The 16,526-nt window shown below is 49.9% G+C and carries 13 protein-coding genes; 5 read left to right on the top strand and 8 right to left on the bottom strand.

Annotated elements, in window-relative coordinates; all coding sequences use genetic code 11:
* The first annotated feature begins 38 nt into the window (after positions 1-38).
* Together L7E55_RS01030 and L7E55_RS01025 are read left to right on the top strand one after the other, a co-directional pair.
* A complete protein-coding gene (locus L7E55_RS01030; RefSeq protein WP_277442099.1) occupies positions 39-1,631 on the top strand; it encodes an O-antigen ligase family protein in 1,593 nt (530 codons plus the stop codon).
* The gene (locus tag L7E55_RS01025) at positions 1,624-2,100 is read left to right on the top strand and encodes a DUF4330 domain-containing protein (RefSeq protein WP_277442098.1); all 477 of its coding nucleotides are present in this window, start codon (positions 1,624-1,626) and stop codon (positions 2,098-2,100) included. Before L7E55_RS01030 ends, L7E55_RS01025 begins: the two co-directional genes overlap by 8 nt.
* A gap of 124 nt (positions 2,101-2,224) precedes the next feature.
* Here L7E55_RS01025 and L7E55_RS01020 read toward each other — a convergent pair whose 3' ends face one another.
* The 6 genes from L7E55_RS01020 to selA all read right to left on the bottom strand — a co-directional run bounded on the left by L7E55_RS01020 (position 2,225) and on the right by selA (position 9,492).
* Positions 2,225-3,547 (bottom strand): LCP family glycopolymer transferase, encoded by a 1,323-nt coding sequence (locus tag L7E55_RS01020; protein WP_277442097.1) that lies wholly within the window; start codon positions 3,545-3,547, stop codon positions 2,225-2,227.
* 106 nt (positions 3,548-3,653) lie between these two features.
* Positions 3,654-4,061 carry a hypothetical protein gene (locus tag L7E55_RS01015; protein ID WP_277442096.1) on the bottom strand — a complete coding sequence of 136 codons (408 nt, stop codon included), beginning with the start codon at positions 4,059-4,061 and terminating at the stop codon, positions 3,654-3,656.
* Between the two features lie 95 nt (positions 4,062-4,156).
* On the bottom strand, positions 4,157-5,251 hold the full coding sequence (gene csaB, locus L7E55_RS01010; protein WP_277442095.1) for a polysaccharide pyruvyl transferase CsaB: 1,095 nt from the start codon (positions 5,249-5,251) through the stop codon (positions 4,157-4,159).
* Positions 5,252-5,312: 61 nt separating this feature from the next.
* A complete protein-coding gene (locus tag L7E55_RS01005; protein ID WP_277442094.1) occupies positions 5,313-6,050 on the bottom strand; it encodes a WecB/TagA/CpsF family glycosyltransferase in 738 nt (245 codons plus the stop codon).
* A gap of 107 nt (positions 6,051-6,157) precedes the next feature.
* Positions 6,158-8,074 carry a selenocysteine-specific translation elongation factor gene (gene selB / locus L7E55_RS01000; protein WP_277442093.1) on the bottom strand — a complete coding sequence of 639 codons (1,917 nt, stop codon included), beginning with the start codon at positions 8,072-8,074 and terminating at the stop codon, positions 6,158-6,160.
* 2 nt (positions 8,075-8,076) lie between these two features.
* Positions 8,077-9,492, bottom strand: a complete 1,416-nt coding sequence (gene selA / locus L7E55_RS00995; RefSeq protein WP_277442092.1) for an L-seryl-tRNA(Sec) selenium transferase — start codon at positions 9,490-9,492, stop codon at positions 8,077-8,079.
* 524 nt (positions 9,493-10,016) lie between these two features.
* Here selA and L7E55_RS00990 point away from each other — a divergent pair.
* Both L7E55_RS00990 and purQ read left to right on the top strand, forming a co-directional pair.
* Positions 10,017-12,857, top strand: a complete 2,841-nt coding sequence (locus tag L7E55_RS00990; RefSeq protein WP_277442091.1) for a phosphoribosylformylglycinamidine synthase subunit PurS — start codon at positions 10,017-10,019, stop codon at positions 12,855-12,857.
* On the top strand, positions 12,854-13,636 hold the full coding sequence (gene purQ, locus L7E55_RS00985; protein ID WP_277442090.1) for a phosphoribosylformylglycinamidine synthase I: 783 nt from the start codon (positions 12,854-12,856) through the stop codon (positions 13,634-13,636). Before L7E55_RS00990 ends, purQ begins: the two co-directional genes overlap by 4 nt.
* Before the next feature lie 108 nt (positions 13,637-13,744).
* Here the strand turns inward: purQ and L7E55_RS00980 are convergent, their stop codons facing one another.
* Positions 13,745-15,112, bottom strand: coding sequence for a citrate/2-methylcitrate synthase (locus tag L7E55_RS00980; RefSeq protein WP_277442089.1), 1,368 nt, complete (start codon positions 15,110-15,112; stop codon positions 13,745-13,747).
* 401 nt (positions 15,113-15,513) lie between these two features.
* Between L7E55_RS00980 and L7E55_RS00975 the strand changes: the two genes are divergently transcribed.
* Positions 15,514-16,089, top strand: a complete 576-nt coding sequence (locus L7E55_RS00975) for a L,D-transpeptidase family protein (protein WP_277442088.1) — start codon at positions 15,514-15,516, stop codon at positions 16,087-16,089.
* 101 nt (positions 16,090-16,190) lie between these two features.
* On the opposite strand, the gene L7E55_RS00970 is transcribed toward L7E55_RS00975, so the two are convergent.
* A complete protein-coding gene (locus tag L7E55_RS00970) occupies positions 16,191-16,526 on the bottom strand; it encodes a hypothetical protein (protein ID WP_277442087.1) in 336 nt (111 codons plus the stop codon).

Below are 16,526 nucleotides of genomic sequence, written 5' to 3'. Positions count from 1 at the left end.
TTTTATTACATTATCGAAAAGGTCGGATGTTTACACCTATGCCAAGCTTAATTATTACCCTGGGAAAAAGGGCGCTGGATAAAAACGCGGCCAAGTGGACGGAAGGATTTAGCGCCAGCCTGACCGCCCGCTTAACAAACTTTCTGCGCAGCTCCTACCAGAACAGTTACACCGGACGGCTGCTGAACCACAACATGACGGGGGAAAGCTGCGCATACACTTTGCTGCGGACAATATCTGGCTCTTTGGAAAAACACTTAAAATTACCGGAGAGATATAAAGCACGGCAGCGTGAGCTCACATACGGCGCTTTGCTAATACTGGCCGCTTTAACTGCGCTGTCTTTTTTCTTTATGCCGTATCAGCAGTCGCTAATCATGCTCATGGCCGTGCTGCTTGCAATTGGCACTTTTTATCGAACAGAGCACGGTGTGTACGCAGCCGCCCTGCTGCTGCCTATTGCGCCGTTAAAAGCACTCCTGGCACTGGCGTTGGTAACTCTAACATCCCTTATTTTTAAAGCAGCCAAACGCCCTCATTTCCGTTTCCATCTATCATCGCTATTTATTCCCCTGCTGCTATTTTACATGGTAATGTTTTATGCCACGGTCACCTCGGTATCATTTTGGGACAGCGCGGGTGAATTCTTTATTCCGGTCACCGGTCTGATTTATTTATTTGTGATAGTGAATACTTTTGACAGTCGGGAAAAGCTCGACAAGTTAATTATCTGTTTGGCTTTTGCCGGCATGATCACAGCAAGCTATGCCATCTACCAGTTTTATACCGGGGTTAATACCGTTGAGATACGTAAAGAATGGGTCGACATCACCCAGAACCCGGAAATACAAAACAGGGCTTACGCTGTTTTTGAAAACCCGAACCTCTTGGCCCAATATTTGATCCTGCTGTCAACAGTATCTTTAGGGGCGGCTTTCAGCGCCTCCAAAGCCGGATTGCGTATTTTCTTCATCGCAACCGTAGTCATTGCCGCCTTTTGCCTGCTTTTAACCTATTCCAGAGGCGGTTGGCTGGCATTTGCAGGCGCCCTGGTTGTTTTTGCGCTGTTTAAAAGCAAGTTGCTGGTTCAGTTATTGGCTGTGGCGGGGGTATTCATGTACTCTTTTTTGCCAGCCACGATTACCCACCGGCTGTCCACAATTACTTCAACTAAAGATACATCGAACTTGTACCGCCTGGATACTTGGCATTCTACCTTGTCTCTCGTCAAAAATCACTGGGAGACCGGTGTCGGACTAGGGAGAAAAGCCTTTGCCCGTGTATATTATACCTACATGATTAATTCCAACGTGGTTCCCCACTCGCATAACTTGTATTTACAGATAATCAGCGAGTTTGGTATACTTGGCTTGGCGGTTTTTTGCTGGCTGTTCGTGGGTATATTCCGGCTCGGGCTGAAACTAAGCACGGCAAGGGACGCCTTAATAAGAAACCTGAACGCGGGAATAATGGGAGCGCTGGCAGGATTTTTATTCCACTCTGTAGTAGATTATTTTCTCTGGTATTACAAGTTGGGTATTTTACTTTGGTTGCTGATAGCGATCATTCTCGTTCTGGAAAAACTCGCGGCACAAAAGATCAGCTCTGAAAGGAATGAGCAGAATGCATAAAAAACAAGAAAAAGTAAAATTTAATTTCGTGGATATCATTATCATCGGCTTAATCCTTGCCCTGCTCGCAGCCGGCGTGTATAAGCTGCTAATTGTTAATAGAGCGCTGGCTTTGCAAAACAGTCATATTGAATTTAAGGTTTTTGTTGAGAACGTGCGTATTCCAACAGTAGAGAGTATTAAAGAAGGACAAGCGGTTAAAGACGTTCAAACCAACATTCCGTTGGGAACTGTGAAAAGCAAAGAGGTATCCCCGTATAAACAAGCTGTGCCCACACTTGACGGCAGGGTCGTGCAAGCGGATGTGCCGGAAAAATACAACGTGATCATCACCATAGAATCACCCGCCATCGTAACAGACAACAGTATTATGATCGGCAATAAAGAAATCAAGATCGGAGCGCAAATATCCGTTAAAAGCAATGTCTTTTCTGTAAATGGAACTATTTATGGCGCAACAGTAAAATAAGTGATTCATACAAATGGTCGACGGCTCCTCTGAACAAACAATACAGCGCATGTCATTAAACAAAAGGACATCTCCTTTAAAGAGAGTCCTTTTTCTTTAGAGCGGTTTAGCTGCTACCGCAAACTCAAGTTTTTGCTTTTACCCCCGGAATGCCGGGATTGGCTCCACTTTGAACAGCGTCAGGAGAAGTACTTGATTTATCAGATGATCCCGTACCAGCGCCTGATTGAGTGCCTGCATCATTACCCGTTGCTTTACCGGAACCGCTAGTAGACGTTCCAGTACCAGCGCCCACAGGTGTGATAGTTACCGTACTACCGGAGGCGCCGCTGGTACCGCTGTTTTGTGTGCCGGTCTTGCCTGATTTGTCAGTCTTCTGACTTCCGGTCTGTTGTCTGGTTCCGTTCTGACCTTGCTGCGTTTGCGCGCCGGGCTGCTGGTTCGTCTGGGCGGTACCGGCTGCTGTTTCGCTTGTTTTCTGAGAAACCGCGCTTGAATCACTTGAGCCGGCGTACTGGCCGCTTAGCGGGGTAGTCAGCACAACATTGGTCTCTGTTTCCCCCTTAAAAAGTTTGGCCAGCACCTGCTTGGCTTCAGTAGGATCCACCCCCCAGTAACTCCCCCCATTGATATCCAACGGCCGCCCGGGTAGAGTCTGGGCGACAAAATTACCATTCTCCATGTTCTTCGAGGCCGTAGCCAGTTTATATAAATCCGTCGCGGGCATGTTTGTTTTCACATAACGGTTGATTTCGGTGACCAGTCTGGGCAACTTTGGAATGGTAGCGGGCTGCAGCATTTCTTTCCCTAGCGCTACCAAGAACTTCTGCTGGTACTTGGTACGGTCGATATCCCCCATCGGATAATCGCGGTAACGCACATACTGCAGTGCCTTATCACCGTCAAGACGCTGCACGCCTTTCTTCAAGTTAATCTCAAGTGCGGGATCTTCGTCCCAGTGATACATACTTTGTTCAACATCAAAAGTAACGCCTCCCAAAGCGTCCACAATATCCTTAAAGCCGCTGAAATTGACCAGCACATAATATTTTATCTGTGTGCCAAGCAACTGCGAAACAACCTTCGTGGAAAGCTCCGGCCCGCCGTAGGCGGAAGCGCTGTTGATCTTATCCATACCGTATCCAGGGATGTTTACCCTGGTATCCCGCGGAATGGAAAGCAAAGCCACCTGTTTGCTCTTCTGATCTACGCTGGCCAGGATCATCGTGTCCGTGCGGGCCATAGTTTCGCCCTGCCTGGCGTCAATACCCAGCAGCAGCACATTTAGCCTATCAGGAGTCGGTTCAAATATATTGGTAATATCTGTAGTCTTAACCGGCAACATATCTTTTAACAACATACCGCAGCCGGCCAGCACTGTAAGTAATAACAGGCAACAGATAACAAAAGGCGTTTTTCTTTTCAATTTTCGCCTGGTTGTCCTCATTTAGTCCACCCCATTACGATAACGCTTCACCAGTCAATTATCCGGCTTACCGGTTAATCCGACAAAGATTCATCATTTTTGACAATTAATTCATTTTTCTGTACAACTACTGGATCGTCGCTTCACCCCGGTACATCACCACAGCCGGCGATTGGGCTTTAACTCCGCGCCCGTCGTCTCTGGGGACAATCAGCAGGTGATTAAGGGGCGTCGCGCTGCCTGCGTGTATATCCTCACCCGCAGTGACATCGGGAATGCCGTTGCCGGTTGAATCCACCACAACCGCCTGGCCACGCCTGGGAATAAACTCCGTACCGGCATGGCATTGCAAAACCTGACCTGTTTTCAACTCAGCTACTTTCCATTGCATATACTGGTCCACATAACTCTGAGTGACCAACGGATCATTGCTTCCGCCCGGCTCATTATCTACGCCGGCGAAAGCTGAATAACCTAAAATAGAAATTATTATAACAGCAAGCGTAACGGTAAAAACTATCTTTCTCTTATTCACAATCACCAAATACCTCCCCTATCATAGAATTCAACACCGCCAGGCCCAATTCCTCCAGCACAAAGAAATTGGCAAATCATTCATCTATTTAGACGTTATTTTGGCTGAAGAAGTTCGGCTGCCAGCAAGGCATTTTTTATAGCCAACTCTCGCAAGAGCCCAACTCTCTCTTTAAGATTTGCGCTTATTTTTTCACGTTCGTCAATAACATGTTTTATTCTCAAGGACAACTCGTTATATTCCAGATCTTCGGCGCTCAAACCCGGGGGCAGCCCGATTGATTGCAAAAAACGGTTTACCTTCGGATCGTAGGTAATTCCTACCACCGGCACACCGAAAATCGCGCTGAATATTAGAAAATGAAGTCTCATACCCACGGCCAGATCAAGGTTGGAGGCAACAGACAACAACTCCTTATATCTTGTTTCAGCGCCAAGCATAAAAGGTTTTTCACGCATCAGGGCGGCCACTTCCCGGCATGCCTGGATGTCTACGGGGTTATACATCGGAATTAGCAACACCTGCCAACCCCCTGCCGCCAAATCGTCGGCTACTTTGGCCACCACTTCTTTATAACGGCTCAGTCCCTTCCACGGTATAACAGAGACACCAGCCACGGGACCACTGCCCATGCCCAGCGAGGCCAGGGTTTCACGCCCCTTTTTGCTGTCTATCAGGAACGGCTCCAGGCCAAGTACGGGGTCGGCGGTAACATTTATAAACGGTCGTTTAACACCCATGGAATCAAGCTCATTTTTTGAATCAGGATCCCGCACGGTAATAGCATTAACGTAATTAGCCACGAGTCGCACCGCTGTTCTGCCTAAGGCGGTACGCACAGGCCCGATACCCTGAGCGTAAAAGAAAACGGGCTTACCGATAAGTATGGCCATCGCGACAACACCCAGATAATAAATTATGCTGCGGGGACTGGTAACATCCTGCAAAAGCCCGCCCCCACCGCTGATTAACATATCGGCGGCCATAAGGGCTTTAAAAACCCGCCAGGGATTGTTGCGTGGAACGGAGCGGACGTCAAATTCCCGGGTGGTATAACCCGGTTCCCGGGATAAGACGGTGACTTCAAGGCCGGGTATTATGTCTCTGAGAGCCTGTAGCATAGCATGCAGAATCGCCTCGTCACCGCTGTTGTGAAAACCGTAATACCCTGAAATAACCACCTTGGGCATAAATGCTCCCCCGGTAAAATCAGTTAATTAATCTTCAAACATCAGACAAGTCTAGCAATTGCTAGCGCGCCCGCCTTCTAAACATGTATTCCTTGACCACAAGCCAGGCAAACAAAGGCAGAACGGCTTGACGGCGCCAGCGTGAAGGCTCCTTTATCAGCCGGAACAGCCACTCCAGATGCAAGCGGCGGACCCACCGCGGCGCGCGGCGCACTTTCCCAGCCACAACATCAAAACTCCCCCCCACTCCAACAGCTACCGCGGCTCCCGTTTCCCGGAGATTTCTATCTATCCACCACTCTTGTTTCGGCGCCCCAAGGGCTACAAAAAGCAGGTCGGGGTGGGTTTCTCTTACTTTACCGGCGACTTTGGCTTCTTCATTATCGTTAAAATACCCATGGTGGACACCTGCGACCCGTAAGCCCGGGTAATCCAGACTGAATCTGGCGGCCGCTTCCTCCGCAACTCCCGGAGCCGCGCCAAGCAAAAAAATACTCCACCCTTCCACAGCCGCCTGTTTCACCAGCCGCGTCATCAAGTCAATGCCGGTAACCCGTTCCGGAACCGGACTTCCTGCTACCCGGCAAGCCCAAACAATTCCTACTCCATCCGGGGTTACCAAATCGGCGCGCCCGGCCAAATCGCTGAGTTTTCGATCAGCTTGCGCATTATACAAAAACTCCGGATTAATCGTAATAACATGGTGCGGCAGCCCGCTTCGAACATATTCCGCAACCTGCCTCACCGTCTCTTCAAGATCCAATGCGTCTATATTTACACCAAGAAGGTTTACCTTCATACTGTTTTTTAATCCTTTTTTAGATCTTTCCCAACATTTTCAAAGTTTCTTTTACTATTTTACCATAGTATTTAATTAACCTCCAGGTATTAATACTATACCCTGTATCAGCCCAAGGCTTTGCCGGGCAGCCGTTTGTCGCCGACCCGCCTGGTGATCCTTTCTTTGTCGAAGTACTCGAGCAACGGCAGGGCATATTTGCGGCTAGTCTGTAAAAGATCGCGCAACTCACCTATTGTAATCTCGCCTTTTTCTCGCAAAAAGCCGGTGATCTCATGACCGGCCATCCTGAGTGTTTCATCAAGAAAATAAAGATTTTCACCCACTTTTTTTAGTTCACCGGTTCTCAAAAGATGCTGCAACAGTTCCAAACTAGCGTTCTCACTCAAGCCCGCCGCGCCTGCCAGTTCGCTCCATGCCGGGGGCTGAAAACATGCTTCGGCCAATTCCTTCCTAATCTTATTGATTATTAAATTCATTTCCGGCCCTGGTCCTGTAAATGACGGACTGGCGACTGCCTGGGCCGTGCAGCGCACCAACTGATCTTTTTCCAGGGCGGCAAGCAGAAATTGAAAGACTTTATTATTCAAGGCGGGGAATTTCCGGGAGCGAAGTTCTTCTTTGGGATACCCTTCCCGCAGGGGAAACTCGCGGTGGTAGGATTCCAGCATTTGCTGCAACTCACCGGCCATGCGCCGGTAAACATCAGTCAGCGACAGGTAGACTTTCCCATCGCCGGGTACTATTTTAACCTTCTCCTGCCGGGCAAGCTGATGGGCCAATTCTTCAATTTCAGTTGCTTGAAGCCCTGTCCCCGCTGCAACATCCACTATATCAGGCAATTCGGGATTGCCCTGCAAATATTGTTCTAAAATCTCGGCTGGCGTACCTCTCTCCCTGGTCTCCAGAGCCTTCAGAACTTCGCTGCGAAAGCGCCTGTGCTTGCGTCCCGGCGCCGGGTCAATGACAACCCCGCCGCCGATTGTCTGCATGGGTGAATAAGACCGGAGCACAAACCGGTCCCCCTTGACTGCGACCGTTTTTTCTTCCAACTCAATCTGCGCATAAGCCATCGCCCCTGGTGCGAGTTCCTCGTGATCCAGCAACACAACCCGTCCCAGAGTTTCGCCGGAACCAAGGTAAAAACGTACCCTTGCCCGGTTTTTCAGTGGCCTGGCGGCGCTTTTCAGTAATAACAAGTGCACGTCCAGCCGGTTTGAAGGAGTAATACTGTTTACACCAGCTACCACACTCCCGCGGCTGATCTGTTCCATCTCCAGACCGGCCAGGTTGGCTGCCACACGCTGCCCAGCCCCGGCAAATTTGACTTTTTCGCCATGTGACTGCAGAGACCGCACCCGTGTAATCAGTCCTTGCGGCTGTACTTCCACCGAATCACCAACCCGTATTTCACCTGCTACAAGCGTCCCGGTAACCACTGTGCCGAAACCCGTGACGGAAAATACCCGGTCCACCGGCAACCTCGGCGGGCCGGCGGCGGTTTTGGCCGGAGTATCCTCCGCCACACGGTCCAGCAACTCAAGCAAGCTGCCGATACCTTGACCGGTCACTGCTGAAACTATTACCAAGGGAGCTTTCTCTAAAACAGTGCCCTTTAAAAAATCCTGCACTTCTGCCCTTACCAAATCAAGCCATTCCTCATCCACCAGGTCGGCTTTGGTCAGGACAACAACACCTTTTTTTACTTGAAGCAACTGGATTATGTCCAGATGCTCACGGGTCTGGGGCATTACTCCTTCGTCCGCGGCAATTACCAGAAGCACCAAGTCAAAGCCGCCGGCCCCGGCCAGCATATTTTTAATAAAACGCTCATGCCCGGGCACATCAACGATGCCGGCCTTGCGTCCACCCGGCAGCTTAAGGGCGGTAAAACCAAGCTCAATCGAGATACCCCGCTCTTTTTCTTCTTTCAACCGGTCCGTATCTACGCCGGTCATAGCTTTTACCAGGGCTGTTTTCCCATGGTCGACGTGACCGGCAGTCCCGATAATCAGGTGTTTCATTTTTAGATCACCTTTCCTATAGCCGCCGCCAGCGCAGGCAATTCACTGCCGCGCACGGTACGGACATCAAGGAGCAAACTGCCGCCCTGCACACGGCTCATTACCGCCGGCTCCCCCCGCATCAAAGCGGACTGCAAGTCGCCGGCTGAAGTTGTGCGGGAATCAATCTTTACTACCGCAGTAGGCAGTTCAGCCGCCGGCAAGGAGCCGCCGCCCACTACGGAAAACCCTTTGCCGACCTCAACTCCCGCCTTGTTCCCTACGGCGTCTCTAACGAGGCGGGCCAAATTCTCCGCTTTTTCTTCCAGCCGGCTTGCGCTGGCTGTAAGCATCTGCAAAACAGGCAGTCCTTCAACAACCCGCTCCTCATCAAGGTATTCCCGCAAGGTAGCCTCCAAAGCCGCTACAGTCATCTTGTCGACCCGGACCGCCCTGAGCAAGGGGTTCTTCTTCATTTTATCAATATAACGGCGCCGTCCCACAATAATGCCGGCCTGCGGGCCGCCAAGCAATTTATCTCCACTAAAGGTAATTATATCGGTTCCCGCAGCCACCATTTCCTGAACAGTAGGTTCCCCCGGCAGGCCATAGCGGCTCAAATCAAGCAGAGAACCGCTGCCGAGATCGGACATTACCGGAAGGGAAAAGGCACGGCCAATCTCCACCAACTCTTTTATCGTGGTTTCCCTGGTAAAGCCAATGATCCGGTAGTTGCTGGTATGTACATGAAGCAGAAGCGCCGTATGTTCGTTAATTGCCTTCCGGTAATCATCAGGATAGGTTTTGTTGGTAGCGCCGACCTCCACCAGTCTCGCGCCGCTCTGGGCCATAACCTCGGGAACACGGAAAGACCCCCCGATCTCTACCAACTGTCCTCTGGAAACCACGACCTCGCGCTCTTTAGCCAGAGTGCCCAGCGCAAGAAGCACAGCCGCGGCGTTATTATTCACCACAAGAGCCGCTTCCGCCCCGGTCAGGGAAGTCAGAACCGGCTCCAGCGGCGCATAGCGCGAGCCGCGCCGGCCGGTAGTCAGTTCCAGCTCCAGGTTGGAGTAACTGGAGGCTATCTCACAAACGGCCCGCCTGGCGTTTTCGCTCAAAAGCGCCCGTCCAAGGTTTGTATGCAGAACAACGCCGGTAGCGTTGATTACCGGCCGCAGATTGGAACATGCCTGGTTACGGACAACCTCAGCCGTTTTTAACACGATCAAATCCAGGCAACTGTTTTCATCCATGTCTTCTTCAACCGGTTCACCCTCCAGGATCCGCCTGCGCTCGCCGGCCAGAGAAACACGCACGGCCTCAACCACCATGCTCCTGGGATATACGGCCAGCAGTTCGGCCACTCTGTCGTCCCTGAGCGTTTCATCAACCGAAGGCAACAACCGCAAGCCCCGTTCCCATGATTTTTTACTCATAAAACCCCCAAAAAACGAGAAAAATTTTTCTTAACTTTACAATTATATGGCAGCTATACGCCAAAAGCAAGTATCAGACGCGCAGAGCTCCTTTCCACAAATGGCACAGCACATATCTCTATGGTATTAACAACCTCTGTAAAGATTCAGGTTGTTATATTATAATGATTAGGAGTCAGTAGACAGGAGTCAGGAGTCAGAATAAAAACGGTTATCCGTCCGGTACTCTGAATGTCTACTTACTGAATGCTTGTATCTTAACCCAATAATGATAAAAGAAAGCGCTCCAATTATGTGATCGCTTTATTTATTTATTGTTACTGTTCAGGTACTCAGAAATTCAGAAGTTAGGGTTCAGAATAATTAAAGACGATAAACCATTCTCTATTCTGACTCCTGAATTCTGACTCCTGAATTCTGACTCCTGAATTCCAAGTTGTTTCTATTTATTTTTACTTCCCGGGCAGGAGATTGTGATAAATTGCCGTATTAATAGTTGCGACCACTTGGATAGGAGGTAAAAAATGATGATTCAAGAGGTGCGGGTAATTACCAAGGCTGGAATCCCCGACAGCAAGGGAGAGGAAATCCTGTACGAAATTAGCCACGCTTTAGGTATTAACACGGTGCAAAAAGTCAGAACCGCCCGTGTTTTCCGTTTTGAAGGCATTGGCGCCAGTGATGCCGCCTTGCTGGCGGAAAGACTGTTAGCAGAAAGTGTTTTCCAGGATTTTTCAGTAAACAGCCCGGTGATTAACGATGCCACTATTGTACTGGAGGTAGCTTACAAGCCCGGAGTGATGAACCCGGAGGCCGCTTCCATCGTGAAGTCCGCGGCCGACCTGGGCGTAGCCGGGTTATTGGCGGCCGACTCCAGTTGGGAGTACGGTTTTTACGGTGAAAATATCACCGGTGCAGATATTGAACGAATCACCTCCAGCCTGCTGGTTAACGCCACAGTGGAGTATGTCGTGCGAGAAAAACCAAAAACCCTGATCATTCAGGGCAAGCCAGGCCGCACAGAAGTGATTCCGGTTAGACAAATGAGCGACACCGAGTTGATTGAATTGAGCCGCGACAAATTATTCTTGAACCTGGAGGAAATGCAGGTTATCAAAGACTACTTCCGGCGCATCGGCAGGGACCCCACTGATTGCGAAATCGAAACAATCGCTCAGACCTGGTCCGAACACTGCGGGCACAAAACATTCAAAGCCAGGTTGATCGTTGACGGTAAAGAGAAAACCCCGCTCTTGAAACGGTTGAAAAACGCCACTGAAGAGAGCAACCACCCGCTGGTGCTGTCGGCATTCGTCGACAATTCCGGTGTAATGGAATTTTATGACGGCCAGGCTATTTGCGGCAAGGTAGAAACTCACAATTCCCCCTCGGCCATTGAGCCCTACGGAGGCGCCATGACCGGCAGCGGCGGCGTATTCCGTGACATCGTGGGCACCGGACGCGGCGCGAAAACACTGGCTTCGACTGATATGTTTTGCTTTGCCAGGCCCGACACGCCCGACGAAGATATTCCAGCCGGTTGTCTCCACCCGCACTACTTATTGCGCCGGGTTGTCGCCGGGGTGCGTGATTACGGAAACAGAATGGGTATTCCTACGAACAACGGCTCCGTGCACTTTCACCGGGATTTCCGCGCCAAGCCGACAGTTATCGTGGGAGCTTACGGGATCCTGCCGGCGGAGTTATGCCGTAAAGGCCGGCCCCGGGCCGGGGACCTGGTGATTGCGCTGGGCGGCCGTACCGGGCGGGACGGCATTCACGGCGCAACCTTCTCCAGCGGTGAGATGACCGACCGGACCATCGATGTTAACTCCAGCGCCGTGCAAATCGGCCATCCCATCGAAGAAAAGCGCACGTTCGACGCCATCCTGGTAGCCCGTGACGAGGGCTTGATCAGGGCCATCACCGACTGCGGCGCCGGCGGGTTCGCTTCCGCCGTCGGGGAAATGGGCTCTGAAGTAGGCGCCAGGATCGCCCTTGACCGGGCGCCGTTGAAATACCCCGGCCTGTCGCCGTGGGAAATCATGGAATCGGAAAGCCAGGAACGGATGGTGCTGGCGGTGGACCCGGAACATGCCGGGCGTCTTATGGAAATATGCCGGGGTTACAACGTCGAAGCCACCGTCCTTGGAGAATTTACCGGAGACAAGTGTTTCTCCGCCACCTACGAAGGCCAGGTAGTAATGAACCTGGAAATGGAATTTCTGCACAACGGGCTGCCCCAGCGGGTAATGAACGCCGCCTGGCGTCCAGCTTGCTTCGCAGAGCCGGAGGCTGTTCCGGCCGCAGACTGGGAAGACCTGTACTGCCGGGTAATGGGACACCTTAACGTCTGTTCCAAAGAACCGATTGTCAGACTATATGACCACGGCGTTCAGGGCACCAGCGCCCTGCCCCCGTTTTCCGGCATAAACGGGGACGGGCCGAACGACGCGGCCATCATGGCGCCCATTTTAGGAAAACCGTATGGGATGGTGATCTCCCACGGCCTGAACCCAGTGCTGAACATGATTGACCCTTACCATGGAAGCCTGTGGGCAGCCGCCGAGGCGGTATCCAACGCGATAGCCTCCGGGGTTAACCCGCGCGATCTAATGCTTATGGATAATTTCATCTGGCCCTTCCCCGACGAAGAACTGCTGGGCGCCCTGGACCTGGCTGTAGATGCTTGCGTGGATTTCGTCCGCGGAACAGGGATGCCGTTCATCTCGGGCAAGGACAGCCTGTCCAGCACCTACCGGGGGAAAGACGGAACGGTGATTAAAATCCCTCCGATATTGTGTATTTCAGCGTTCGGGCGGGTTCCTGACGTATCCCGGACAGTGTCGGCCGATTTCAAAAAAACCGGCACGAAAATCGTCCTGGCAGGATACCGGAATACCGCTGAAATGGCCGGATCTGTTTACTATGACTTGCTCGGTCATATTGGAAACAACCTGCCGAAGCTCAGCCCCACCGCGCTGATGCATGTTTTTGAGGCAGTTTACGGCGCAATAAACTCAGGTAAGCTCCTGGCCTGTCACGATATCAGCGAAGGCGGCGTGGCGGCGGCGCTGGCCGAGATGTGCTTCGGCGGCGACATGGGCGCTCAGGTAATAATACCGGAGGGTGAATTAGCTGAAAACTTCCTGTTTAATGAAACAGCCGGCTGCTTCCTGGCGGAAATCCCCGCTGACAGCAACCCGTCTGATATTTTTGGCGACATTCCCTGCCAGGTAATCGGCAAAACAACAGACAGAAAAGTCATTGCAGCCGAGCAGTCAGGAAAAACCCTTTTCGAGACTAGGCTGGACAGGCTGAGAGCAGCCTGGCGGCAGCCGATGAAGGAGGTGTTTCGCCAGTGAAAAAGCCGCGCGTATGTGTTTTAAGAACGGACGGGATCAACTGCGACGAGGAAATGTTTTATGCCTTTGAAAAGGCCGGGGCGGAAAGCCAAATGGTGCATGTCAACCAGCTTAGAAGCAAAGAAGTTCAGTTGGCTGATTATCAAATACTGGCTTTGCCGGGCGGTTTTTCTTACGGTGACGATGTCCACTCCGGTAAAATCCTGGCGGTGGAACTAACTTCCTTTCTGAAAGAACAATTAAGCGAGTTTGTCGACTCCGGCAAACTGATGCTCGGCATATGCAACGGATTTCAGGTACTGGTGCGCACCGGACTGCTCCCTGACCGGAACCAGGGAAATATTGAAGCCACCCTGACTGTTAATGACAGCGGGCACTTTGAATGCCGCTGGATCAGACTGCTGGTTGAACCCAGTCACTGCGTCTTCACCCGCGGTATGGAAGGTTCGCTGATAGACATCCAGGTGGCCCATGGCGAAGGCAAGTTTTATTCAGACCCGTCTGTTATTGAAAAAATAGAACACGGTGGTCAGGTGGTATTCCGCTACGCCGGAGCCGACGGCAAGCCGACCGCGCTATACCCGGCCAACCCAAATGGCTCTCTAAACTTCATAGCAGGCATTTGTGACTCGACCGGAAGAATCATGGGCATGATGCCTCACCCGGAGCGGTACGTTGAAAAAACCCAACACCCGAACTGGCGCAGGATGCCGGAAGACACGGTGCCTCACGGATTGGCTATCTTTAAAAATGCCGTGGAGTATGCCCGGCAGATGTAAAAGAAAAAGAGACCCCGGCACGCTTTATGAACTGTGCCGGGGCTTTTTTATTTACCCGAATCTCTTCTAAGTAATGAAGACTATTTATCATTAGGTTATCTAGCCGCCTTATCGCCCGTCCATCGAAACGTATTCGCGCCGTTTCGAAACACTCTTGTATGCCGGCCTGATAATTTTTCCCGAATTAACAATTTCCTCAATACGATGTGCGCTCCAACCAGCTATCCTGGAAATGGCAAATATAGGAGTGAATAATTCAACTGGAATATCCAGCATTTTGTAAACAAAGCCTGAATAAAAATCAACATTTGAACACACGCCTTTAAACGTATTCCGGGATTTCCCGATTATTTCAGGAGCCATTTTCTCAACTTTTAAATAGAGATTATATTCGTCCTCCAAACCTTTTTCCTTAGCGAGCCGGGCAGCATGTTCCTTTATAATAAGCGTCCTTGGATCAGAAACTGAATAAACAGCGTGACCCATACCATAAATGAGACCCTGACGGTCAAAAGCTTCTTTGCTAATTAATTTAACAAGATAATGTTCAATTTCCTCATCGTCGTCTAAATTCCTTATGTTTTGCTTCATATCTTCAAACATCTGAATGACTTTGATGTTAGCTCCTCCATGTTTTGGTCCTTTTAACGACCCCAGCGCGGCGGCTATCACAGAGTATGTGTCAGTACCGGACGATGTCGCAACGTGCGTGATGAAGGACGAATTGTTGCCCCCGCCATGCTCAGCGTGAAGCACTAGAGCAAGATCAAGCAGTTTTGCCTCAAGGTTTGTAAATTTGCTGTCCGGCCTAAGCATGTGTAGAATATTTTCAGCGGTGCTGTATTCAGGCATTGGGCTATGAATAAACAGGCTATTATTTCCATGATAATGAGAATAAGCCTGGTAACCATAAACCCCAAGCAACGGAAAACAGGCAATCAGCCTGATGCATTGTCTTAATACATTCTTGATGGAAGTGTCATCGGCGTTATCGTCAAAACTATATAAAGCGAGTACGCTTCTTGCTAATACATTCATCATGTCCTTGCTTGGCGCTTTCAGAATCATGTCGCGGACAAAATCCTCAGGCAGCTTTCTGTATTCTGAAAGAAGCCGCTCAAAACTCATAAGAGTGTCTTGGTCAGGGAGATCACCAAAAAGCAACAAGTAACAAGTCTCTTCAAAACCAAAGCGGTCATCCTTAAAGAAACCGTCCGTGATGTCAGTAATGTCGATGCCCCTGTAAATTAATCTGCCTGGAACAGCGATAGTCTCATTTTCATCAATAATATAGCCATGCACCTCGCCGATTTCAGTAAGACCCACAAGTACTCCCTTGCCGTCCTTATCACGGAGCCCGCGTTTAACGTTGTATTTATTAAATAACTCGGGGTTAATCAAGTTGTTTTTTTCAGTAATATTACTTAACTGGTTAAAAAATCTCTCTTCATACTCTGCCAATTGATAATTTTTCATAACATCATACTCCCTAATATAATCGTGCTAGAGTCACAACTAAACCATTTTAAGCCTGGCACACTTAATTATACATAATTGTGAAATGAACCACAATATTATCTAATAACATATACATTATACATTCCGGTGGCGAACTGTTCTTTCTTAACAAAAGCTCCTTCAAATGATTATCACAATATACTACTGGGTCGTGTGAGCGGACAACCATCGTTTTTCCATGCTGAATTAATTAAGAAGCCTATCCGGAATAGTAAGGAACAAATATAGAGAAAATAGAAGTAATATAACAAACGGAGGGAAATGCTTTTGTGATGAAATTCTTTTATTGCGCTGCCGCAGTTTTAATAGCCGTTTTTTTAATGGGGTCGGGCATAAGAACATCTTGGGCGGCAAACCCAATGCCGGAAAGAATCAGTATAATTATTGACATGGACAGGCTAACCCTAACCCTCTTCGACAATGGGGAACCTTTCCGCCAGTTTCCAGTTGCCATGGGGAAATACGAAACACCCACTCCGGTCGGCAACTGGAAGATCGCCTCTCAGGATACCAACCCGCCTGACGTCATGGGCACGCGATGGCTTGGACTCAATATACCATATGGGCAGTACGGCATCCACGGCACCAACGCTCCACATAGTATCGGCAGTTTTGCCAGCCACGGCTGTATCAGGATGCATAACGCTCACGTTGAGGAAATATTTCCTTTTGTTATCCCTGGTACACCTGTAACCATTATTGGAACACCATTCGGCGCGCCGGGCACTCTCCCTTCCATTTTAAAATTCGGAGATAAGGGGCCGGATGTTTTGGAAGTGCAGCGGGCGTTGAAAAGGCTTGGTTACCTCAAGTGGACACCTGATGGTTTCTGGGGCCAGGGAACTGAAAAAGCAGTTAAACAATTCCGGGAAGACAATGGTCTTACCGGGAATAATATTGTGAACGATAAGGTATATACATTACTCGGATTTTAACGTAGACCGGCTGTTTAAAACTCAAGGTCCCCACTGACGGATAAAATTATTTTAACCGCTTGAGTATGACCACTTCTTCCTCCTGGGCGGACAGCCGGTTATCAATCGCCCCAAACGTAACTTAGTTCATTTTTGATACCGTCAATATCCTTTTGCATTCTATCCTGGCCTGCTTTTAAGTACCGTATGTCTACTTCGATATTACCAACCCTGGTATCCAATCCATCTACCTTGACTTCCAGACCTCCAAGTCTGGTATCCAATCCGTCCACCTTGGTTTCCAGACCTCCAAGTCTGGTATCCAATCCGTCCACCTTGACTTCCAGCCCTTCAACCTTGGCGTCTAAATTATCAAATTTAGTGTCCAATTTGACTTGACCTTCGGTCAGTACCTGTAGCTGTTTTAACACTAGTTCCTGAAATTTTTCATTATCCAT

Source organism: Pelotomaculum isophthalicicum JI, from assembly GCF_029478095.1.
In the GTDB taxonomy this organism is placed as follows: Bacteria; Bacillota; Desulfotomaculia; order Desulfotomaculales; family Pelotomaculaceae; genus Pelotomaculum_D; species Pelotomaculum_D isophthalicicum.
Note: the sequence above shows the minus strand (reverse complement) of the source record. Positions and strands in the feature narration are given on the sequence as shown.

What these genes read in the sequence shown, in the direction of transcription:
- L7E55_RS01030 (WP_277442099.1), top strand. Translation starts at nt 39, where the DNA reads ATGCCAAGCTTAATTATTACCCTGGGAAAAAGGGCGCTGGATAAAAAC.
- L7E55_RS00980 (WP_277442089.1), bottom strand. Translation starts at nt 15,112, where the DNA reads ATGAAAAATTATCAATTGGCAGAGTATGAAGAGAGATTTTTTAACCAG.
- L7E55_RS01005 (WP_277442094.1), bottom strand. Translation starts at nt 6,050, where the DNA reads ATGAAGGTAAACCTTCTTGGTGTAAATATAGACGCATTGGATCTTGAA.
- L7E55_RS01020 (WP_277442097.1), bottom strand. Translation starts at nt 3,547, where the DNA reads ATGAGGACAACCAGGCGAAAATTGAAAAGAAAAACGCCTTTTGTTATC.
- selA (WP_277442092.1), bottom strand. Translation starts at nt 9,492, where the DNA reads ATGAGTAAAAAATCATGGGAACGGGGCTTGCGGTTGTTGCCTTCGGTT.
- selB (WP_277442093.1), bottom strand. Translation starts at nt 8,074, where the DNA reads ATGAAACACCTGATTATCGGGACTGCCGGTCACGTCGACCATGGGAAA.
- L7E55_RS00975 (WP_277442088.1), top strand. Translation starts at nt 15,514, where the DNA reads ATGCCGGAAAGAATCAGTATAATTATTGACATGGACAGGCTAACCCTA.
- L7E55_RS01025 (WP_277442098.1), top strand. Translation starts at nt 1,624, where the DNA reads ATGCATAAAAAACAAGAAAAAGTAAAATTTAATTTCGTGGATATCATT.
- L7E55_RS00970 (WP_277442087.1), bottom strand. Translation starts at nt 16,526, where the DNA reads ATGGATAATGAAAAATTTCAGGAACTAGTGTTAAAACAGCTACAGGTA.
- L7E55_RS00990 (WP_277442091.1), top strand. Translation starts at nt 10,017, where the DNA reads ATGATGATTCAAGAGGTGCGGGTAATTACCAAGGCTGGAATCCCCGAC.
- csaB (WP_277442095.1), bottom strand. Translation starts at nt 5,251, where the DNA reads ATGCCCAAGGTGGTTATTTCAGGGTATTACGGTTTTCACAACAGCGGT.